A 21,583-nucleotide genomic window follows, 5' to 3' on the forward strand; every position below is an offset into this window, starting at 1 on the left:
GATCGTTAAACAAAGACGGGTTCATTGTGGTGACCGTGGTTCAGGCAGTGGCTTAGCCACTCACCCAGGTAGCCATTGAGCTGCGCCTTTTCGTCGGGATGGTGCATGTCACGGTTGGGATAGCCATAGACGCCGGACAACTGCCGCCGGCTCTTCATGCAGATGACTTCCGCCATGGTGGCATCGTGGTAGAGCCGCACCACCAGCGTGGGGGTTGTCAGCCAGTTAGAACCACCTTCGTGCAGCTGCTTTACCAGCACCGTGGAGGTATAGGCGAAGCGCTCCTCCACTTCGAGACGCACCACGACCTGATGCGCTTTCCAGTACACTTGGAATTCGCGATGATCGCAGACATCCAGGTCCGGCAGCAGCTTCATCATGCGCGCGTAGTTGGCCTCACACTGGGCCATCTGCCGCGACAGGTCGGGTACATACTTGCGTTTCATGGTGGCTCCCGTTAAACCCACTGCTGTTCGAGTCGCGGGCTGTGCATTTGCAGCCATTGTATCGCAATGATCGCCGGGGCGTTATCGATCACCCCTTCCCGCACCAGCGCACAGGCGTCATCCAGCGACAGTACATGCACGAGAATGTCCTCACCCTCTTCCGCCAGGCCATGAACTCCCCCGGCCTGACTGGCATCCACCTGGGCGCAAAGCAGATCAATATATTCTCGGGCAGCGCCAGGGCTGGGCGTAAAGCGGCTGATGGCTTCGATGGCCCCCAGCTGCAGGTCGGCCTCCTCCACGGCTTCACGGCGTGCAACATCCGCGGCACTCTCCCCCGGCTCCACCAGCCCCGCCACCAGTTCGAGCTGCCAGGGGCCACGGGGATGATCCAGGGTACCTATGCGGAATTGCTCGATCAGCACCACGGCGCGTAGCACAGGGTCATAGGGCAGCACACAGACAGCATCACGGCGCCGGTATAGCTCGCGCTCTATGCTAACCTCGCCGCCCAGAAAACAGCGGTGTGTCACCGTTACGCGGTCAAGCTTGAAAAAGCCATGATGCAGCGCTTCGTCGGCGCTGATATGAAAATCAGCGACGCCGAAACGGGGTTTCCAGGCGCCAGTCATTTCTGCGCTCCCGTTGTGAAACGCACACTATAGCAGAGATCATAATCGGCGCAGGCCAGAGGCTATATTGAGTGGACGGCGCTCAGAGGGCGCGACGCGGGGACAGATACAGGGGTCCGAGGCGGGCTGTCTTGGCGGCCTTTCTGGCCTCAGCGGCGAGTTCCCCCACCTCCTGAAAGCCCGGGCAGCGGTAAGGGTCCGGGTGCACCACGCCGACGGCAAGCCCCAGCAGTTCATAGAACTGACGGCCGCCTTCAGGCCCCTCGGCCCAGATACCGCCATCCTTCAGGTGCTGCGGATCATAGAAATCGCGCACCGAATGACCGAACTCTTCCAGAATGCGCTCACAGGCCAGTCGCCAGAGCCCATGGCGAAAGATCACCACGAAGTCGTCGCCGCCGATATGGCCGACAAAGGTATCAGGTGCACTGGCATGACGCGTCAGCAGATCGCCGAGGTGCCGAATTACCCGATCGCCCCGGGCATAGCCGTAGCGATCGTTGTAGGCCTTGAACTGATTCAGGTCAAAATAGGCCACATGGAAATCACAGGCGCCCTCGAGCAGACGGCCGAGTTCCTCGTTCACCGGCACATTGCCCGGCAGCAGCGTCAGCGGATTGGCATAGCGGGCCCTGCGGATCTTGAGTTCAGTAATATTGCGCAGCAGGTCGCGTATATTGCCCATGCCCAGATAGCTGCCATCCTGAACGATAAGGATATCCTGCTGCATCAGACTGGATTCCTGTTCAGTCAGCAGGTGCGATACCTGCTCCAGCGGCATGCCAATATCAACCGCCAGAAAATCACCCTGCATGATGTGGCTAACAGAACGCTGCTCATACAGCGCCCGACCATACTGGCTGGAATACAGCTCCCACAGCGCCTGTCGACGCAGCACGCCCACGGGGCGACCATCATCCAGCACCGGAATCAGCGTCAGATCCGGGTGCTGGTGCAGCAGCGCACTGGCGGCATGGATCTTGTCTTCCAGCATCACCGCCGGCGCAGACCTGAGCAGCACGGCAGCGGTTTCGGCACCTTCGTTGTCCCGGTTGGCCCCCCTTGGCATCATGGCAATCTGGCGGCACGCGGCGGCCGCGACCGGCAGCGACTGGGGCTTGCCAAGCAGAAAACCCTGGCCAAAACCGACACCCAGCAGCTGCAGCGCATGCAGCTCGCCGCGGGTTTCAATCCCCTCGGCAATGATACGACAGCGGGTACTGTTTCCAATATTGATAATGGATTTGACGAACTCCCGCTTCACGCTGTCCTGATCAATGCCGCGTACAAAGTGCTTGTCGATCTTGACGTAGGCCGGCTCCAGCTCCGACCAGAGCCGCAGCCCCGAATAACCGGAACCCAGGTCATCGATAGCGATTCCAAAGCCCATGTCCTGATAGTGGCGCACCGCGGTCTGCGTCAGGCCGCAATGATCAAACGGATGCTGTTCCGACAACTCGATAACGATACTGGCCTGGGGGATTTGCAGCTCTTCGAGCCATTCCAGCGTCAGGCCCTGGGGATGACCCGGCATGCCAAGCAGGGACGCATTGATATTCAGAAACAATTTGCCAGCGGGGCGCAGTTCGGCAAAACGCTGCAACGCCAGGCGCCGGCACAGCAACTCAAGTTCCGCCAGGCGGCCCGCGGCCAGTGCTGCTTCGAACAGAGGCCCCGGCATCTGCATGGCGCAGCCCTGGGGGCCGCGAATCAGCGCCTCGTGCCCAATCACCTCACCGCTCTGAAGATCGACTATCGGCTGAAAATAGGGAGTCAGATTTTCGTCACGAATAATGGTGTCCAGCACACTGAGTTCGTTCGCCACGGGCGCTATGTGAAGGCTTGACTGCATGCGTTATTCACCGGGAGCTACTGTACTGTTGCACGCTATATGAAGCTTACAACGGCCCCTTTTTCCGCCATCCTGCGTTGTTCGTTGTCGCCATAGCCCCACTATGACTCCGCCTCACGCCTTGGCTGACGAAAAAATGAGCTCGCTCTAAAGCACCACCAAGAATGCACCAGCACACTAGCGACATTCTGGCCGCCAGACTATGCCCGATTAATGACAGATTCATGACAACGGCAGAAAACCCTCCCCAGCGCCTGCGACTCAATCGGTCAGCTCGACCTCAAGCAACTGCAGCACGGATTCGAGCGACATAGGACGTGCCAGCAGGTAGCCCTGGCCCATTTCACAACGGTTGTCCCGCAGGAAGGCAAGCTGCGCCGGGGTTTCAATACCCTCTGCCACCACCTTGAGCCCCAGCTTGTGAGCCATGGCGATAACGGCGGCGGCTATTTCCATGTCGTTGAGATCATGGGGAATATCCCGCACAAAGGAGGCATCCACCTTGAGCTGATCCAGCGGTAACTGTTTGAGATAGCTCAGCGACGAATAGCCGGTGCCAAAGTCATCAATAGACAGCGTCACGCCCAGATCCTTGAGGGCACCCAGAATCTCAAGTACCCGGCTGATATCATCCATGATCATGGACTCGGTGATCTCGAACTCCAGATACCGCGCTTCGAGCCGGCTGTCCTGCAACGCCAGACGCACCGTATTCAACAGGTTAGGGTCACGGAACTGGCGCAGCGACAGGTTCACCGCCACCTTGACGTCGTGCCCCTGCTCGACCAGATGAAAACCGGCCCGACAGGCTTCGTGAATCACCCAGTTGCCCAGCGGCACAATCAGACCCAGTTCCTCGGCCACCGGAATAAACTCGGCCGGTGATATCCAGCCACGTTCCGCATGGTGCCAGCGGATCAGCGCCTCCATGCCCACCAGCTGCAAGCCGCCCAGCAAATTCCACTGCGGCTGGTAGGCGAGGGAGAAATGCCCCTCCTCCAGCGCCGTGCGAAGCTCAGCTTCCATCTGCGCCCGCCGCATGACTTCCTCATTCATTTCGCGGGTGAAGAACTGATAGTTGTTGCGCCCCTGGCGCTTGGCGCGATACATCGCCAGATCTGCGTTCTTCATCAGAACAGACCAGGTATCTCCGTCATCCGGTGCCAGTGTGATGCCGATGCTGAAGGTGATCAGCACCTCATGCCCGGCCACAGGAATCGGTGTCCGCAGGGCGTTAAGCAGCTTCTCCGCCACCCTTTTGGCCTGCGCCAGACCGGTCACCTGGGGCAGCAGGATAATGAATTCATCACCGCCCAGGCGTGCAATGATATCCGCCTCGCGCAGCGTCACCCGCAGGTGTCCGGCGACCGCCTGCAGCAGCCGGTCACCGACGTCATGGCCGAGGGTATCGTTAATCTGCTTGAAGTTGTCCAGATCCAGGTAGAACACCGCCAGCTGCTGGCCGGTACGGCGCACCTTGCGCAGCTCCTGATCCAGCTGCTCGCGGAACAGCCGCCGGTTGCCCAGCTGGGTAAGAGGGTCGTAGAAGGCGAGTTGCTCAATCTGCGCCTGGGAATGTTTCTGGGCGGAGATATCCTCACTGAGGCCGATAAAGTGGGTTACATTGCCGCCTTCGTCCAGAATAGGCGACACCGACAGCGCCGACCAGTAGAGCGCGCCTGACTTGCGGCGGTTGCGAATTTCACCGTGCCAGTCCTGCCCCGCCAGCAATGCCTGCCACATGCTGCGGTACACCTCGGCATCGGTCTCACCGGATTTCAGCAGCGACGGACGCTGCGACAGCACCTCCTCAACGCTGTAGCCGGTGACTTCACAAAATTCTTCGTTAACATATTCAATAATGCCGCTGGCATCGGTAATCACCACCATACTGGAGCTTTGCTCCACCGCTCGCGACAGCTTTCGCAGCTGATCTTCGCGCCGGCTGCGTTCCACCGCAAGACTCACCAGCCGTGCCGCCTGCTCCAGCAACTTGATCTGCGCCGGCATGGGCCCACCGACTTCGGGCGAATACAGGCAGAAGGTCCCCAGCACTTCACCCTGACTGCCCAGCACCGGCTCCGACCAGCAGGCAATGATATTGGCTTGGGCAACGATCTCTACAAAAGGAGCGAAATAGGGATGTTCCTGCGCGTTCTCGACAATCACCCGTTTACCGGTGGCGGCGGCCGTACCGCAGGCACCAACGCCTTCGGCCGCAGCCAGCCCATCTGTGGCTTCGCTAAAGTAATCGGGCAGTGAAGGTGTCGCCGTGGAGCGCAGCAATCGGTCCTTGTCCAGCAACATGACCGAACAGAGCAGCCCGGGATAGGCCTGCTCCACCGTTTCGACCAGCCGCTCAAGCACCCTGGTCAAGGCAATGCCGCGCAGCAGGCAATCCAGCGTCATGTTCTGCAGCCGCGTGATGACCTCCTCCTGACGCTGCTCCGTAATGTCTCTGCCGATGACAAGCAGCGCCTGCTCCTGCGACCCCTGCAGCGGCAGGCGGGCGCGCAGAAAACTTACCAGGCGCGGCCGATGTCCGGCACCGTGCACCCAGTCTTCGCTTCGAAAGATGCCATCGGAATTCAGGGCACGACGCTCCTCCACGGAGATGCGCTGCCCGTCGGCTGTCGAGAATATTTCACCGCTGGTTTTCCCACGCAGCCCCTCAGTATTCAAGCCAGCGAACTCTGCGAAGGCAGGGTTACAGTCCAGAAACTGACCACGGGCATTTTTGATGCTGGCCGCCTCCGGCAGCGCATCAAAGACGGCCCGGTAGCGGTTCCGACTGGCGTCGAGTTCGCGCAGTTGCCTCTGCAGATGCCAACTGCGATAGCAGACTGCAGCCAGCACGGCCAGGGCCAGCGCAAGCAGCACCAGCAGTGCGGTCATCACAAATGCGGGATCATCGAGTAGCAGCTGCACGTCGGCCGCCATTGACACCGATGACCACAGCATCGACGTAACAGCGGACACTGAAACAAAACCCGGCAAAGGCACGCGGCCTTGTGCTTTCTGAGCAGACATCGTCCTGCGTCCTGCTGACATCAGCGGCTCCTGACTTGATTGAGCCCACAGGGCCCGGTCGACTTCGACGCTAAGATGCGGCGGCAGAGCGAGACTCTGCAATCATTTACCCCGGCAGACCCTATCGGGTTTCATCCGTGATTAAGTCATCCTTCACATCCTGCATGATGTTCACGCTCACCGCAAACCTGCACGCTCAAACCGCCCTCCATCGCCACTGACTAGACGCAGAGCAAACAGCATTACAGCTTGCAGGCACCGCCGGCACAGTCGTCAAAGTCCATGTTGTCCAGCTCTTCGCGCTCGGCCCGGGCCTGACTCAGACGCTGCAGCAGCTCACCCTCGGCACCCGCGTCCGCTTCAACGCCAGCCCTGGCGAAAACCGCCAGCAGAGTGTTGAGTTCATTCAGCGTCAGATCATTCATTCCCGTACTTCCTCTATCACCAGATTCGGGAGCCTGGGTGGCCCCACATTAATTAGCTGATCGCTTCGAGGTGATCCACCATCAGCTGCAGATTGCGCTGACCGCGAAATTCATTCACGTCCAGCCGATACACCACCCGCACCCGCTGCACCGAAGTGTCCGGCCAGAGCGCGGTATCAATATTAAACCAGATGGCATCAATCGCCAGGCCTGTGGCCGGCTCCATCAGCACCAGCTTGAGATGCCGCTGCCCGACAATGCGCTGCTGCAGCAGACCGAATTCGCCATCGAACAGCGGCTCCGGAAACAGCTGCCCCCAGGGCCCAGCCTCTCGCAGCACTTCAGCCAGCTCGATGTTCAGATCGGCGGCACTCAGCGCACCGTCCGTCAGCAGGCGTCGCGTGAGGGCGCCAGCGTCGAGTTGCAACCGCACCTGCTCATCAAAGGCTGCACTGAAATCGGCAAAGCGTGCCGCATCCAGCGTCATTCCCGCCGCCATCGCATGACCGCCAAACTTGTGCAGCATGCCGGGGTAACGCGCGGCGATGGCATCGAGTCCGTCGCGGATATGGAAGCCGCTGATCGAGCGGGCCGACCCCTTGATCTCGCCGTTATCACCGGGCGCAAAGGCGATCACCGGACGATGCACCCGCTCCTTGATGCGCGAAGCCAGAATGCCGATAACGCCCTGATGCCAGCTTTCATCGTACAGGCAGAGCCCCATGGGCAGCTCGGTTTCATCCAGTTCCAGCCGCGTCAGCGATTGCAGCGCCTGCTGCTGCATTTCCTGCTCGATGCCGCGACGCTCCTGATTCAGCTCATCAAGGGTGCGGGCAAGCTCCAGTGCACGATCAGGATCATCGGTCAGCAGACATTCAATGCCGATAGACATGTCTTCAAGCCGGCCGGCGGCATTGAGGCGCGGCGCCAGGGCAAAGCCAAGATCACTCGCCACCAGGCGTGACTGATTGCGGCCCGACACCTCAATCAGTGCTTGCAGCCCTGGGCGTGCCTTGCCGGCACGGATTCGCTGCAGCCCCTGATGCACCAGCACCCGGTTGTTGTGCTCCAGCGCCACCACATCAGCCACAGTCCCCAGCGCGACCAGGTCCAGCAGGCTGGCGAGATTCGGCGCCGGCAGGTTACGCTGTTCAAACCAGCCGCTGGCCGCCAGCGCCCGGCGCAGCGCGATCATGACGTAAAAAATCACCCCGACACCACAGGTCGACTTGGCGATAAAGCCACAACCGGGCTGGTTGGGGTTGACGATGGCGCAGGCCGCTGGCAGTTCGCTACCGGCCAGATGGTGATCGGTGACTACCACATCCATGCCACAGGCGTTGGCACGGGCCACCCCCTCAATGCTGGATATGCCATTGTCGACCGTCACCAGCAGATGCGGGTTCTGCTGACGAGCCACCTCAACAATTTCAGGACTCAGGCCATAGCCGTATTCAAACCGGTTAGGCACCAGGTAATCCACCTGGGCTGCGCCCATCATGCGCAGCGCCAGCACCGCCACCGAGGTACTGGTCGCACCGTCGCAGTCAAAGTCACCGACAATCAGTATGCTCTCGCCGGCGCTAATCGCCCTTAGCAGCCGGGCCACCGCCGCATCCAGCCCCTGCAGGCCGGAATCCGGCAGCAATTCTGCCAGCGAGCGCCCCAGAAGACTCAGTGACTGCACGCCGCGGGCGGCATAAACACGCGCCAGTACGGGATGGGTTTCGCTGAAAACCGGCAGACTGCTGTCCGGCGCAGGACGCCGCTCAATCTGTATATCCGTCATGGCATCAAGCCTCAGGTGCCGGGAAAAACGCAGTGGTTCGCCCTGTAAGATAATAAATCAGCAGACCGGTCCATTCCCTTACGCCGACCACCAGATCACGCAGATTGAGGGCGAACTGCACACGCACCAGATCACCGCTACTGATGTAGTCCACCGGGTAAGGCACAAGCTGCCAGCCCAGCTGACGATAGATCCCCATGGAGCGCGGCATATGGAAGGCAGAGGTGACCAGCAGCCACGGCTGCTCCGGTACGCCGCCCAGCAGACGGGTACTTAAAAGGGCATTCTCCCAGGTATTGCGCGAATCACGCTCGAACAGTATCGGCCGCTCGGCCAGAGAAGCCGGCAGTGTGGCCAGCCAGTCCTGGGCGACATCCGCGCCACGGTACTGCGCATCCAGCACCGCCGCAGAGCCACCGCTGAACAGGACCTGGGCATCGGGGTAACGCTGCATCAGCTCCGGCAGCACCATCAGACGCTCGGCCGCACTGTTGAACTGGCTTTGCCCCCAGCGCGCACTCAGATCAGCATCCTCGCCGCCGCCCAGCACCAAGATGCCCGCCACCGACTCGGGCATTGTCGCAGGCCGGAAACGCGATTCCAGCGGTTCCAGCAGCAAATTGCCCAGGGGCATCAGCATAAGGCCCAGCATGGCCAGGGCGAGAAACCCCAGCAGCGCCCGGGCCCAGCGGCGGCGCAGCCAGATACCGCAGGCAGCCAGCAACAGCAGCAGAACCAGCAGGTTATCCGGCTGTAGCGCCAGCCACAGGGTCTTGGAAATGAGGAAAAACAGGTTATCCATGCACGCACAATCGATACACAACGCCACAGGCGCTGCGTATCGGACTCAGCATATCAGGCCCAGGGACCTTCACGCCTTGTGAACATGGGAGGCCAGGAATGCCTGCACCACAGACAGGTCATTGGCCAGCACTTCATAGTGCTCGGGGCGTTCAAACAGATCCGCCATGCCTTCTGGCAGCTGCGGCGATTCGAGACCCGCCTTGACCACAGGCTCCGGGAACTTGACCGGATGGGCCGTAGCCAGGGTGATCATCGGAATGCTGCGATCACGGTTGCAGTCGCGCCCGGCCTGCAGGCCAATCGCGGTGTGCGGATCCAGCAGATAGCCGGTTTGCGCATGCACCTGACGAATCAGCTTGCAGGTGGTTTCGTCGTCGACCGCCTGGCTGTCGAACAACTCCCGGACCTTGTCCCAGCGCGGCGCATCGAGTTGTACGGCCTCGGTGCGAAAACGCGCCATCAGGTCGGAGATGGCCGCACCATCACGGTCGTACACATCGAACAGCAAACGCTCGAAGTTGGACGACACCATGATATCCATGGACGGCGACAGCGTATGCACCAGCTCGCCGCGGCTCATGTCGTTACCGGAAATGACCCGGTGCAGAATGTCGTTGCGATTGGTGGCGACCACCAGCTGGGCGATGGGCAGGCCCATCTGCTTGGCCAGATAGCCTGCGAATATATCGCCGAAGTTGCCGGTCGGCACCGAAAAGGCCACCGGACGCTGCGGGCCACCCACGGCCAGCGAGGCCGCAAAGTAGTACACGATCTGGGCCATGATGCGGGCCCAGTTGATCGAGTTGACGGCACCGAGCTTCAGCCCCTTGAGGAAGGCCTGATCGGCAAAGCTGTCCTTTACCATCTGCTGGCAGTCATCAAAGTTGCCTTCCAGCGCTATATTGAAGACGTTGTCGGCCTTCACAGTGGTCATCTGGCGCCGCTGCACCTCGGACACCCGCTTGTTGGGGTGCAGGATGAAGATATCCAGGTGGTCGCTGTGACGGCAGCCTTCGATGGCCGCAGATCCGGTATCACCGGAGGTGGCACCCATGATGACCAGGCGCTCGCCGCGCTTGGCCAGCACATGATCCATCAGGCGCCCGAGCAGTTGCAGCGCGAAATCCTTGAATGCCAGCGTCGGGCCGTGGAACAGCTCCAGCACCCATTCGTTGCAGCCCAGCTGAACCAGCGGCGCCACGGCACTGTGACTAAAACCGGCGTAGGTTTCATCCACCATGGTTTTCAGATCAGCATCATCGATGCAGTCGCTGACGAAGGGCTGAATCACCTTGAAAGCCAGCTCGTGGTACGGCAATGCCGCCCAGGATGCGATCTCTTCGGTGCTGAAGGTCGGCAGCGTTTCGGGGACATAAAGTCCACCATCACTGGCCAGACCTGCCAACAGCACTTCTTCGAAATTGAGTGCGGGGGCCTGACCCCGGGTCGAAATATATTTCATGCTCGTTTCCTCAATCCTTCAGCAACTCGACACGGATGCGGGTTACCTTGCCAAGGATATCGTCCAGCGCCTCAACCTGGGCCAGGGCATCGTTCATCACCCGCTCTTTTACCCGCTGGGTGAGGATAATCACCGGCACCTGCTCGGCGGTGGTTTCCTTCTGGATAATGGCTTCGATATTGATACCGCTGTCACCAAAGATCTTGGTGATATGCGCCAGGACACCGGGACGTTCGATGGCGTGAATGCGCAGGTAGTAGGCTGTATGGATTTCCTCCACCGGCAACACCGGCAGGTCCAACAGCCGGCTTGGCTGGAAGGCCAGATGCGGCACACGGTGGCCCTGTTCGGAAACCAGCATGCGTACCACGTCTATTACATCGGCCACCACGGCGGACGCCGTAGGCTCCGCACCTGCACCGGCACCGTAATAGAGCGTCTGACCCACGGCATCGCCATCGACCATGACCGCATTCATCACGCCTTCAACATTGGCCAGCAGCAGCTGCTTGGGAATCAGCGTCGGATGTACACGCAGCTCGATACCCTCGTCCGTACGACGACTGATACCCAGGTGCTTGATGCGATACCCCAGCTCGTCGGCGTAGGTCACGTCATCCTGAGTGATGGCACTGATGCCTTCGGTGTAAGCCTTGTCAAACTGCAGCGGAATACCGAATGCGATGGAGGCCAGGATGGTCAGCTTGTGGGCTGCATCGATACCTTCGACATCGAAGGTCGGATCGGCTTCGGCGTAACCCAGAGCCTGGGCTTCGGCCAGTACATCGGCGAAGTCACGGCCCTTCTCACGCATTTCGCTCATGATGAAGTTGCCGGTGCCATTGATGATGCCCGCCAGCCAGTTGATCTGATTGCCGGCCAGGCCCTCACGGATCGCCTTGATGATGGGGATGCCGCCGGCAACCGCCGCCTCAAAAGCCACGATCACGTTATTCTTCTGCGCTGCTTCAAAAATCTCGTTGCCGTGCACGGCGATCAGCGCCTTGTTGGCGGTAACGACATGCTTGCCATTTTCGATCGCCGTCAGCACCAGCTTGCGGGCGACGTCATAGCCGCCAATCAGCTCAACCACGATATCGATTTCCGGATTGGTCGCAACCGCGAAAATGTCGGCGGTAATGTCAATGCCGCGGGTATCAGCGTTCGGGTTTTCACGCCGCGCTCCCACCTGGGCTACGACAATATCGCGGCCTGCACGACGGCTGATTTCGTCTCCATTGCGCTGAAGCACGTTGAAGGTGCCGCAGCCTACGGTGCCAAGACCGCAGATACCAACTTTAACCGGTTTCAAATCAATACCTCACTCGCTGTTGAGTCGATCCGGATGACCTTTCATCATCCGCGGTAAAAATGGGTGGGTATTATAACGGGTGTTGGACCTGACTTGGATAGGGATAGACAGAAGATGCAGGATGAATTTGCCGAACGGCAGACCAGGGAAGGACAGACAGACAACCAGTGACACGGTAAAACCGTGCCACCTTCAGAAGCAATTTTACTGCGCCAGACCGAGCATCTGAGCCAGGCGCGCCGCCGGCATGTAGCCCGGCACCAGACTGCCGTCTTCGAATACCAGCGCAGGCGTACCGGTTACCCCCACTTTCTGCCCCAGCGTAAACTGATCCATCACCGGCGAATCACAGACCTGAGCCTCGATGGCTCCACCATTTTTAACCTTGGAGAGATTCGCGGCACGCTGATCCGGCGCCGAACACCAGACCGACTGCATCTTGGCAAAGGCTGCGGAACGCTCGCCACCGCGCGGGAAGGCCAGGTAATCCACCTGAATACCCATGGCGTTCAGCTTGGGAACCTCGGCGTGCAGCTTGCGGCAGTAGGGGCAATCGACATCGGTAAACACTGCTATCGTCGCCTTGACCTCACCCTCGGGCTTGAACGAGATGCGATCCTTTGCATCCACACCCCCGATCAGCGCGACCCGCTGGGCATTCAGACGTTCTTCCGTCAGGTTTACAAAGCCCTTGTCATCACTCAGCTTGTAAAGCTGCCCCAGCATGAAGTACTCGCCCTTCTGGTCGGCATAAAGCACTTCGCCGGTACCCAGAACCACTTCATAGATCCCCGGAATCTGCGCTGCGGTGACGGATTCAACCGGAAGACGTGCATCAACTTTCATCAACTGCTGAGCAATGACCTCGGCGACCCCGGCATCAGCCTCGGCTGCCTGGAGCGTGCCACTGAAGCCCAGCACCAGAAGGGCACCCAGGATAGATTTATGCATAAAACCCTCAATATCAGTCGATGTTCATAGACCTTCTCAGACGAGACAGGCACTAATAAGTTCCTTGAAAACCCTAGCCCCGCGGATGGTGCTGACGGTGCACGGACTGCAACCGATGCTGCGCAACCTGAGTATAAATCTGCGTGGTCGAAAGATCGCTATGCCCCAGCAGCATCTGCACCACTCGCAGATCAGCGCCATGGTTCACCAGATGGGTGGCGAAGGCATGACGCAACACATGGGGAGACAGTGGCTTGTCGATACCCCCTGCCACGGCGTGCAGCTTGATACGATGCCAGAATGTCTGGCGCGTCATCTGCTGCCCGCGCCGACTGGGAAACAGGACCTCTGAACCCGCTTCAATCAGCTCCCGCCGACCCTGCGCCAGATAACGCTGCAGCCAGTGCACCGCCTCATCACCCAGTGGCACCAGCCGTTCCTTATCACCCTTGCCGATCACCCGCACCAACCCCTGACGCAGGTTCACCTGACCACAGGACAGACCGACCAGCTCCGACACCCGCAAGCCGGTTGCGTAGAGCACTTCCAGCATGGCGCGATCCCGCAGGCCCAGGGCGTCATCCAGCGGCGGCGCCGCCAGCAACTGCTCAACATCGTCCTCGGTCAGTGTTTTGGGCAATGGGCGGACACGCCGCGGACTGTCGATCTGCAGCGTCGGATCATCAGCCAGGCGCTCCTCGCGAATCCAGTAGCGATAAAAGCCGCGCAGGCAGGACAGCAAGCGCGCCGTAGAGCTGGCCTTGAGCCGAGCTTCGAGCCGCCAGTCGAGATGATGACGCAGTAGCGCACGGTCCGCTTCCAGCAAGACCGCGCCCTGATCATTGAGCCAGCAGGCAAAAAGACTGAGATCACGCCGGTAGGACGCCAGCGTATTGGCACTGAGGCCCTTTTCCAGCCAGAGGGCGTCGATATAGCGCTCTATGTCGCGCTGATCAGCCACATCCGGCGAGCGCCGGCGCAAGCGGCCGTCGCCTTCTACATCCTGCACTGTGCGGTTAACGCCAGACGAGCAGCTCTGCCACCTTGTCAGCGGCAATCGGGAAAACTGCCACTCCGCGGCTCAGACGCTGCTCTACTTCAAGGTTACCCTCAGCCACCCGCACCAGAGTGCCCTCGATACGGCGCCCGAAATAGGTACGCAGCTTGACCTTCTGCCCGGCATAGCCGTTCACCTGTTGCACCGAGGTCGGCTTGAAGGTTTTTTCCGCGGCCCTGGCCTTGACCACGATCCCAGGCATAACCTGAACCACGTCGGGGTCAATAATGACAGCCACTTGCTCCGGTTCCGGCCTGGACTGCTCAAGTTCCACCACCAGATCTTCCTGTGGCGCACGTTTTTCAACCACGCCGGCGGCCTGGGTCTGCGGCGCCAGCAGCTCGACGGGCAGCTCTTCAGTGCTCAGTACTTCAGCCTGCACAGCCTCACCCGGCAGAGCCTCAGCCCCAGTGCCATTTGCGGCGACGGTTTCAGCCTGATCCAGCGACCAGTCGATACCACTCAGATCCTGGTTCACGCCATTAACAGACACCCGGATATTAAGCAGATCAAGCAGCTCCTCCGGCGAGGAAATCGTCGCCACTGATTGAGCACCAAAGCCCGGCGGCGGCTCAACCGCCAGCTGCAATATGGCCCGCGGCTGCTGCAGATCCGCGTAGGCTTTCACCAGCAGATCAGGCACCGACCAGCCAAGCTGCTTGAGCTCGGACTGCACCAGGTCGCTGTGACGCTGCGCATACTCGTTCGGCGCGTAGCCACCACGCTGAGCACAGAAACGGTTGCGCCTGGCGTTGTAGCCCAGGTCGCTGTAATCCAGCGAGACGCGTTCAAGGGACGGCTGCGCCTGCACCAGCGAGCCGATAGAAAGCACCTGACTGGCCAGGGATAGATCGACATAAAAACTGCTTTGCGCCATGTCGGCGACGCTGACATCGGAGCGCAGACGCAGCGACTGGGTACGGGGCATAAAGTCCATCGCCACCAGCATATCCATGCTCAGGCGCTGGTACTTCATTGCCCGAGTGGTGGCCAGATCAAAGCGCTGCACATCGCCGCAGGCGAGAGCTTCAAAGCCGGTACCTTGCTGCGGTACGGCAAAGGATTGCCCCATGGCCTCCCACTGCGCCAGGTAATCGGCATCTAGATTCATCTCCAGACCACTGATCGACAGCCCCATGTGCTCGGGCCAGTTGCCTTCGCGCAGGGTCTTCTCAGCATCGAGGTAAAACAGCGGATCTGGCGCCTGGAACAGAACAGACCCAACTTCTACGGCATCCTTGCTACCCACCGGCGTTACCTGCACGCCAGCAATGCCGGCACTGCCATCGAGCCCGGCAACAACGCGCGCATAGGTGATCTTTGCGTAGGGTGCCGCGGCCTCAACCATGCGATCAGCGGAGCTTTTTACCTGGTACCAGTAATACCCGTAGGCACCACCGACAATCAGTGCCGGCACCAGTAAAAATCCCAGTAACCTAAACAACTTCCGCATAACCGCAGCTCCTTTGTAGTCTGTCAGTACCGGCTTACAGAGATTTTAATACTAGGCATCATAGCGACAAATCGCTATCAGGCCAACGACAGACCCACTAAAGCCCCAAACACAAAAAGGGCGACCCGAGGGCCGCCCTTTTAGAAACCGAAGTGAGCCAAGGCTCAGCCCAGTTTTTCCTTGATACGTGCAGATTTGCCGCTACGCTCGCGCAGGTAGTACAGCTTGGCCTGACGCACGTCGCCGCGACGCTTGACACCAATGCTGTCAACAGTCGGGCTGAAGGTCTGGAAAGTACGCTCAACGCCCACGCCGTGGGAGATCTTGCGTACGGTGAAGGCAGAGTTCAGGCCGCGGTTACGCTTGCCGATCACTACACCTTCAAACGCCTGCAGACGCGTACGGGCGCCTTCAGTTACTTTAACCTGTACGACAACGGTATCACCGGGGCCGAATTCAGGTATCTGCTTACCCATCTGCTCAGCTTCGATCTGCTGAATGATAGAGATTTTGCCGCTCATAGCTCGCTCCTAGAGTGAGTACTCAACCGTCGGACCTCTGGGTCTCACGGATGTATTCGTTTAACAACGTCTGCTGCTCGCGATCCAGCTCGAGGCTTTCCAGCAGGTCCGGGCGCCTTGTCCAGGTTCGGCCCAGTTGCTGTTTCAGGCGCCAGCGCCTGATTTCCTCGTGATTACCGCCCAGCAGCACCTCGGGTACTTGCATTCCGTCAAACTGTTCCGGTCTTGTGTAGTGTGAGCAGTCCAGCAACCCCTCGCTAAAGGAATCTTCGGCAGCGGAGCTCTGATGACCCAGCACACCGGGCACCAGCCTGGATACTGCATCAATCAGCGTCATGCCCGGCAATTCGCCGCCACTGAGGACAAAGTCTCCCAGCGACCACTCTTCATCGATTTCGGTTTCCAGCAGACGCTCGTCGATACCTTCGTAACGCCCCGCCACCAAAATCAACTTCTGCCGTGCTGCCAGTTCACGCACACCGGCATGATCCAGCCGACGCCCCTGGGGCGACAGATAAATCACCGTCGCACCTTCGCCAGCAGCACTGCGCGCAGCCGCTATCGCATCCCGCAAAGGCTGAACTTTCATCAGCATGCCAGGACCGCCACCATAGGGACGGTCATCGACAGTACGGTGCTTGTCCAGAGTAAAATCCCTGGGATTCCAGCACCGGACATCAATCAGCCCATTGCGCACCGCCCGTCCCGTGACCCCGTAAGCCGTAACAGCTTCAAACATCTCGGGAAAGAGGGTGACTACACCAAACCACACCGCCTAAAACTCCGGATCCCAGTCGACCCGAATGCTACCCTTAACCAAATCAATTTCCTTGATCACCTGATCCGGCAAGTAGGGAATCAAACGCTCGCGGCGATCAATACTCTCTTCGGTGCCCCGTACGATCAAAACATCGTTGGAGCCCGTTGCGATCAGGTGCTCTACCTTGCCCAGCAACTGCCCGGACTCGGTATATACCAGCAGGTCTTCGAGCTGCCTCCAGTAGTACTCACCGGCTTCCAGTTCAGGAAGGCGGCTGCGTTCGACCAGAATTTCAGCACCGCAGTAAAGCCGTGCCACGTCCCGATCATCTACTCCAGCCAGCTTGGCCACCAGGCCTTTGCCATGAACCCGGCCACTTTCAATCTCGACGAATTTTGTTTCGTTTCCGATCTTCAGCTGCCAGGGGGCATAGTTCAGGATGTTTTCCATCGGTTCGGTACTGGAATGAACCTTTACCCAACCTTTGACGCCGTAAAGAGTTGTAATCTTGCCCAGCGTTATAAGAGAACTTGTGTCTTCCATCCTTCGACCCGGCCCGACCTTGCGTTACTTAGCTGCTTTCTTTGCTTCTTTGATCAGCTGAGCAACACGCTCGGAAAGGCTAGCGCCTTTTTCCTGCCAGTACTGAACACGTTCCAGATCAACGCGCAGGCTTTCTTCCTGACCGCGTGCAACCGGGTTGAAGAAACCAACGCGCTCAATAAAGCGACCATCACGCGCATTGCGAGAGTCGGCGACGGTAAGATGATAAAACGGACGCTTTTTGGCGCCGCCACGAGACAGACGAATTGTTACCATGTGCATGGTCCCTTTATGTGCGCGGGTTTTAGGATCGCCCGCGGTTTCAAATCCGGGCCACACCGGGACTAACCCCATGCAGCTACCGGGCCTACAAAATCAGGGCCGAGATTTTACGTCAAACCCGGCCCCGACAAAAGCACTTTGTGGATAAATATTAAGCAGCACCGGCGGCGCATTACATGCGGGGGAAGCCACCACCACCGCCCATACCCGGCGGCAACATGCCTTTCATACCGCGCATCATCTTGGCCATGCCACCCTTGGTGGAAAATTTCTTCATCATCTTGGCCATCTGCTTGTGCTGCTTGAGCAGGCGGTTTACATCCTGAATCTGCGTCCCCGAGCCCAGCGCGATGCGACGCTTGCGCGAACCGGAGATGATATCGGGATTGCTACGCTCGCCGGGCGTCATGGAATTAATGATCGACTCCATCTGGTGCATGCCCTTCTCCGCCTTGGCGGCATCGGCAACCTGACCCATCTGACCCATCTGCCCCATGCCCGGCAACTTGTCGAGCATGCCGGCCATGCCGCCCATATTCTTCATTTGCTGAATCTGCTGGCGGAAGTCTTCCAGATCAAAGCCCTTGCCCTTCTTGATCTTCTGGGCAAATTTTTCGGCCTTGTCCTTGTCGATCTTGCGTTCGGCTTCCTCGATCAGGGACAGCACGTCACCCATACCCAGGATGCGCGATGCAACACGATCAGGATGGAAGGCTTCCAGTGCGTCGACCTTTTCACCCACACCGATAAACTTGATCGGCTTGCCGGTGATATAACGTACCGACAGCGCGGCACCACCACGGGCATCACCGTCCGCCTTGGTCAGAATCACACCGGTCAGCGGCAGCACATCACTGAAGGCCTTGGCCGTCGTCGCCGCATCCTGACCGGTCATGGCATCGACCACGAACAGGGTTTCCACCGGATTGATGGCACTGTGCAGACGCTTGATCTCGTCCATCATGTCGCCATCGACATGCAGACGGCCCGCCGTATCCACCAGCACCACATCATGATGCTGGATTTTGGCGTGGGCAATCGCGGCCATCGCGATATCCACCGGATCCTGCTCAGCGCTAGACGGGAAGAAATCCACCGCCACTTCGCCGGCCAGCATTTCCAGCTGCTTGATCGCCGCGGGGCGATATACGTCCGCCGACACAACCAGAACCTTCTTCTTGTCGCGCTCGCGCAAGGTACGCGCCAGCTTGGCGACGGAAGTGGTCTTGCCCGCCCCCTGCAGACCCGCCATCAGCACGATAGCCGGCGGCTGGGCCGCCAGATTAAGCTTCTCGTTGGCCTCGCCCATGATCTTGACCAGCTCTTCCTGGACGATCTTGACGAACACCTGGCCTGGCGTCAGGCTCTTGCTGACTTCCTGGCCGACAGCCCTGTCCTTGACGCTGTTAACGAACTCCTTGACCACCGGCAGCGCGACATCTGCCTCGAGCAACGCCATGCGCACTTCACGCAGCGTGCCCTTGATGTTGTCTTCGGTGAGTTTCGCCTGCCCGGTAACGGTCTTGAGCGTTTTCGTGAGCCGATCTGTCAGATTCTCAAACATATCCTGCCTCTGTTTTTCTCCACCGGCCGGGCCGAATCGGGCCCCTGAAGCGGCGAGGGAGACGCCTTGAACTTTCAAAGGATGCGCATTATACAGCAGGGCTCCAGAGGGCGGCACCTCATATTTCACACCCCCCTTTTTTATGACACACTTAGCGCCTTTCCATGGAGGTCCCGGATGCTGCCGACGTCGATACTTGTTGCCGTGCTGTTCTACCTGGCTGCAACCCTGTTGCAGTGGCGGGTATTGCAGGGTCAAAAGCGACCCGCACGCAACCTGATCCGCGGCCTGGGCCTGTGCGGTGTCACTGTACATGCACTGGCAGTGTACCTGGTGATACACCAGGGCCCCGGGCTCAACCTGGGCTTTTTCAGTGTCGGCAGCCAGATCAGCTGGCTGCTGGCGGCACTTGTTTTGCTGAGCAGTTCGCGCCAGCATATCGACAACCTGTTTATCGGCGTCTTTCCCCTTGCCATCATTTCCCTGCTCACCGCCACCCTGGACCCGGACACCAGCCTGCACCGCAATTACAGCGCCGGCCTGATCACCCACATTCTGCTGTCCATACTGGCCTACAGCATCTTTACGCTGGCAACACTGCAGGCGCTGCTGCTGTGGCGGCAGAATACGGCACTCAAGCAGCACCATACCCGCGGCCTGGTGGCCAGCCTGCCGCCGCTGCAGACCATGGAGCGCCTGCTGTTTGAAATGCTCTGGACCGGCATCATTCTGCTGTCAGCCTCGCTGGTCAGCGGTTTTTTCTTCGTCGAGGACTTCTTCGCCCAGCACCTGATTCACAAAACCACGCTGTCAATTCTGGCCTGGATTGTCTACGCCATTCTGCTGGCCGGCCACAGTCTACTGGGCTGGCGCAGCCTGCGCGCCATCCGCTGGACCATAGGCGGCTTCATCGCCCTGATGCTGGCGTTTTTCGGCTCGAAACTGGTCATAGAATTCTTTCTGCCGAGCTAGCCCGGGATCATCCCGCGCAGCTCCCTTGACAGCCCCCTCGGCGGACCAGACAATGGACGCCCTATTGTCCAGTCTAAGGTTCACCCGTCTTGGAAGACGCATCGATAAGCACCCTCGTCGGGATTCTCATCTTCCTCATCTTTTGTTCGGCATTTTTCTCCAGCTCTGAAACCGGCATGATGTCGCTCAACCGCTACAGACTGCGGCATCTGGTGAAAAACAAGCACCGCGGCGCCCGCAAGGCCAGCCGCCTGCTGGAAAGGCCCGACCGACTGATTGGCGTCATCCTGATCGGCAACAACTTCGTCAACATCCTCGCCTCCGCCATCGCCACCGTGATCGCCGTACGTCTGTGGGGCGACGCCGGCATCGCCATCGCCACCGCCGGCCTGACACTGATCATCCTGATTTTCGCCGAAGTCTCCCCCAAGACAGTCGCGGCCATGTTCCCCGAACGTATCGCGTTCCCGGCGTCCTATGTGCTGCTGCCACTGCTGAAGATCACCTATCCGCTGGTGTGGGTCGTCAACAGCATTACCAACAGCCTGCTGCGCTTGTTCGGCGTCAAGGTAGGCGAAGGCAACAACCACCTGCTCAGTACTGAAGAGCTGCGCACCCTGGTACACGAAGCCGGTGCCCTGCTGCCACAGACCAATCAGTCGATGCTGCTCGGCGTGCTGGAGCTGAACGATGTCACCGTCAGCGACATCATGATTCCGCGCAACGAAGTTGAAGGCATCGACCTGGACCACGATCTGGAGCAGCTGCTGTATCAGCTGTCCCACACCAGCCATACGCGCCTGCCGGTTTACCACGGCGATATCAACAAGGCCGTCGGCACCCTGCACATGCGCAACCTTGCCCAGCTGATTCAGCAGGGCCAGGTCACCAAGGCCTCCATTTTGCAGGTGGTGCGTGAAGCCTATTTCGTGCCCGAAAGCACACCGCTGCACACCCAGCTGCTCAATTTCCAGAACGAAAGCCGCCGCATTGGCCTGGTGGTGGACGAATACGGCGACATTCTCGGCATCGTTACACTGGAAGACATTCTGGAAGAGATCGTCGGCGAGCTGTCGGCCCAGAACAAGGCCAGTAATCAGGAAATCCACCCCCAGGAAGACGGCAGCTTCTTTATCGAAGGCACGGCCTACATTCGAGAGATCAACAAGAGTCTGGGCTGGGATCTGCCCACCGACGGGCCCAAAACCCTCAATGGACTGATCACCGAGAATCTGGAATCCATTCCCGATGCCAACCTCTGCCTGGAACTGAACAGCTACCGCTTCGAAACACTGCAGATCAGCGACAACCTGATCAAGACGGCGCGGGTCACCCGCTATCACTCAAACCCGCACAACGACGAAAACGAATCCTGACCACCGCCGCTCGCAGCTGACAGCAAGCGGCTTAACTACTGCGCCGGCGCCAGCTTCTGCTCTACACTGCTGATCTTGTCTGCCATGGTCTGATCCCGGTCGGTACGGGTTCCCACGCGCATTGAGGTCGAGACGCGGGGCGCGCCCATATCATGCAGCACTTCATGGCAACGCCGCACAGCGGCAAATACCGCCTCCCACTCCCCTTCCACATTGGTACCGTATGCGTGCATCTGATGACTCAGACCCGCATCCTGAAACACCCGCTGACAAGCCGCCACATGAGGTGATACCGACACCCCGACGCCCAAGGGAATTACACACAGATCGATCATTACATTCATGCTTGGGC

General features: G+C 59.4%; 20 protein-coding genes. 2 read left to right on the forward strand and 18 right to left on the reverse strand.

Annotation, left to right across the window (positions count from 1 at the left end):
* Window positions 1-5: 5 nt before the first annotated feature.
* The 17 genes from MRS74_RS00475 to ffh form a co-directional block, all read right to left on the reverse strand.
* Window positions 6-446, reverse strand: coding sequence for a DUF1249 domain-containing protein (locus MRS74_RS00475; protein ID WP_254578306.1), 441 nt, complete (start codon window positions 444-446; stop codon window positions 6-8).
* A gap of 11 nt (window positions 447-457) precedes the next feature.
* A complete protein-coding gene (locus MRS74_RS00480; protein WP_254578307.1) occupies window positions 458-1,078 on the reverse strand; it encodes an NUDIX domain-containing protein in 621 nt (206 codons plus the stop codon).
* Between the two features lie 82 nt (window positions 1,079-1,160).
* Window positions 1,161-2,930 (reverse strand): GGDEF domain-containing protein, encoded by a 1,770-nt coding sequence (locus MRS74_RS00485; RefSeq protein WP_254578308.1) that lies wholly within the window; start codon window positions 2,928-2,930, stop codon window positions 1,161-1,163.
* 261 nt (window positions 2,931-3,191) lie between these two features.
* Window positions 3,192-5,960: a sensor domain-containing protein gene (locus MRS74_RS00490; protein WP_254578309.1), complete on the reverse strand. Its 2,769-nt coding sequence runs from the start codon at window positions 5,958-5,960 to the stop codon at window positions 3,192-3,194.
* 242 nt (window positions 5,961-6,202) lie between these two features.
* The gene (locus tag MRS74_RS00495; protein ID WP_254578310.1) at window positions 6,203-6,385 is read right to left on the reverse strand and encodes a hypothetical protein; all 183 of its coding nucleotides are present in this window, start codon (window positions 6,383-6,385) and stop codon (window positions 6,203-6,205) included.
* A gap of 52 nt (window positions 6,386-6,437) precedes the next feature.
* Window positions 6,438-8,174 (reverse strand): single-stranded-DNA-specific exonuclease RecJ, encoded by a 1,737-nt coding sequence (recJ, locus tag MRS74_RS00500; RefSeq protein WP_254578311.1) that lies wholly within the window; start codon window positions 8,172-8,174, stop codon window positions 6,438-6,440.
* Between the two features lie 4 nt (window positions 8,175-8,178).
* Window positions 8,179-8,976 carry a YdcF family protein gene (locus MRS74_RS00505; RefSeq protein WP_254578312.1) on the reverse strand — a complete coding sequence of 266 codons (798 nt, stop codon included), beginning with the start codon at window positions 8,974-8,976 and terminating at the stop codon, window positions 8,179-8,181.
* Window positions 8,977-9,045: 69 nt separating this feature from the next.
* Window positions 9,046-10,440 carry a threonine synthase gene (gene thrC / locus MRS74_RS00510; RefSeq protein ID WP_254578313.1) on the reverse strand — a complete coding sequence of 465 codons (1,395 nt, stop codon included), beginning with the start codon at window positions 10,438-10,440 and terminating at the stop codon, window positions 9,046-9,048.
* A 10-nt stretch (window positions 10,441-10,450) separates the two neighbouring features.
* The gene (locus MRS74_RS00515; protein WP_254578314.1) at window positions 10,451-11,752 is read right to left on the reverse strand and encodes a homoserine dehydrogenase; all 1,302 of its coding nucleotides are present in this window, start codon (window positions 11,750-11,752) and stop codon (window positions 10,451-10,453) included.
* Window positions 11,753-11,956: 204 nt separating this feature from the next.
* Window positions 11,957-12,703: a DsbC family protein gene (locus MRS74_RS00520; RefSeq protein ID WP_254578315.1), complete on the reverse strand. Its 747-nt coding sequence runs from the start codon at window positions 12,701-12,703 to the stop codon at window positions 11,957-11,959.
* A gap of 73 nt (window positions 12,704-12,776) precedes the next feature.
* The gene (gene xerD / locus MRS74_RS00525; protein WP_254578316.1) at window positions 12,777-13,712 is read right to left on the reverse strand and encodes a site-specific tyrosine recombinase XerD; all 936 of its coding nucleotides are present in this window, start codon (window positions 13,710-13,712) and stop codon (window positions 12,777-12,779) included.
* 7 nt (window positions 13,713-13,719) lie between these two features.
* The gene (locus MRS74_RS00530) at window positions 13,720-15,213 is read right to left on the reverse strand and encodes an aq_1923 C-terminal domain (protein WP_254578317.1); all 1,494 of its coding nucleotides are present in this window, start codon (window positions 15,211-15,213) and stop codon (window positions 13,720-13,722) included.
* 164 nt (window positions 15,214-15,377) lie between these two features.
* The gene (rplS, locus tag MRS74_RS00535; protein ID WP_067286209.1) at window positions 15,378-15,734 is read right to left on the reverse strand and encodes a 50S ribosomal protein L19; all 357 of its coding nucleotides are present in this window, start codon (window positions 15,732-15,734) and stop codon (window positions 15,378-15,380) included.
* Between the two features lie 22 nt (window positions 15,735-15,756).
* Window positions 15,757-16,506, reverse strand: a complete 750-nt coding sequence (gene trmD, locus MRS74_RS00540; protein WP_254578318.1) for a tRNA (guanosine(37)-N1)-methyltransferase TrmD — start codon at window positions 16,504-16,506, stop codon at window positions 15,757-15,759.
* A gap of 3 nt (window positions 16,507-16,509) precedes the next feature.
* A complete protein-coding gene (gene rimM / locus MRS74_RS00545; protein ID WP_067286205.1) occupies window positions 16,510-17,037 on the reverse strand; it encodes a ribosome maturation factor RimM in 528 nt (175 codons plus the stop codon).
* 24 nt (window positions 17,038-17,061) lie between these two features.
* Entirely contained in the window at window positions 17,062-17,313 is a 252-nt protein-coding gene (gene rpsP, locus MRS74_RS00550) for a 30S ribosomal protein S16 (RefSeq protein WP_067286204.1), read from the reverse strand.
* 178 nt (window positions 17,314-17,491) lie between these two features.
* Complete coding sequence (gene ffh / locus MRS74_RS00555) at window positions 17,492-18,883, reverse strand: signal recognition particle protein (protein WP_254578319.1); 1,392 nt, start codon at window positions 18,881-18,883, stop codon at window positions 17,492-17,494.
* A gap of 177 nt (window positions 18,884-19,060) precedes the next feature.
* Here ffh and MRS74_RS00560 point away from each other — a divergent pair, with 177 nt between their 5' ends.
* Both MRS74_RS00560 and MRS74_RS00565 read left to right on the forward strand, forming a co-directional pair.
* On the forward strand, window positions 19,061-19,855 hold the full coding sequence (locus tag MRS74_RS00560; protein WP_254578320.1) for a cytochrome C assembly family protein: 795 nt from the start codon (window positions 19,061-19,063) through the stop codon (window positions 19,853-19,855).
* Between the two features lie 89 nt (window positions 19,856-19,944).
* Window positions 19,945-21,231, forward strand: coding sequence for an HlyC/CorC family transporter (locus MRS74_RS00565; protein WP_254578321.1), 1,287 nt, complete (start codon window positions 19,945-19,947; stop codon window positions 21,229-21,231).
* Between the two features lie 35 nt (window positions 21,232-21,266).
* Here the strand turns inward: MRS74_RS00565 and MRS74_RS00570 are convergent, their stop codons facing one another.
* Entirely contained in the window at window positions 21,267-21,575 is a 309-nt protein-coding gene (locus MRS74_RS00570; protein ID WP_254578322.1) for an MTH1187 family thiamine-binding protein, read from the reverse strand.
* Window positions 21,576-21,583 lie beyond the last annotated feature (8 nt).

Origin of the sequence: Marinobacterium sedimentorum (assembly GCF_024267675.1) — a bacterium.
Lineage (GTDB): Bacteria > Pseudomonadota > Gammaproteobacteria > Pseudomonadales > Balneatricaceae > Marinobacterium_A > Marinobacterium_A sedimentorum.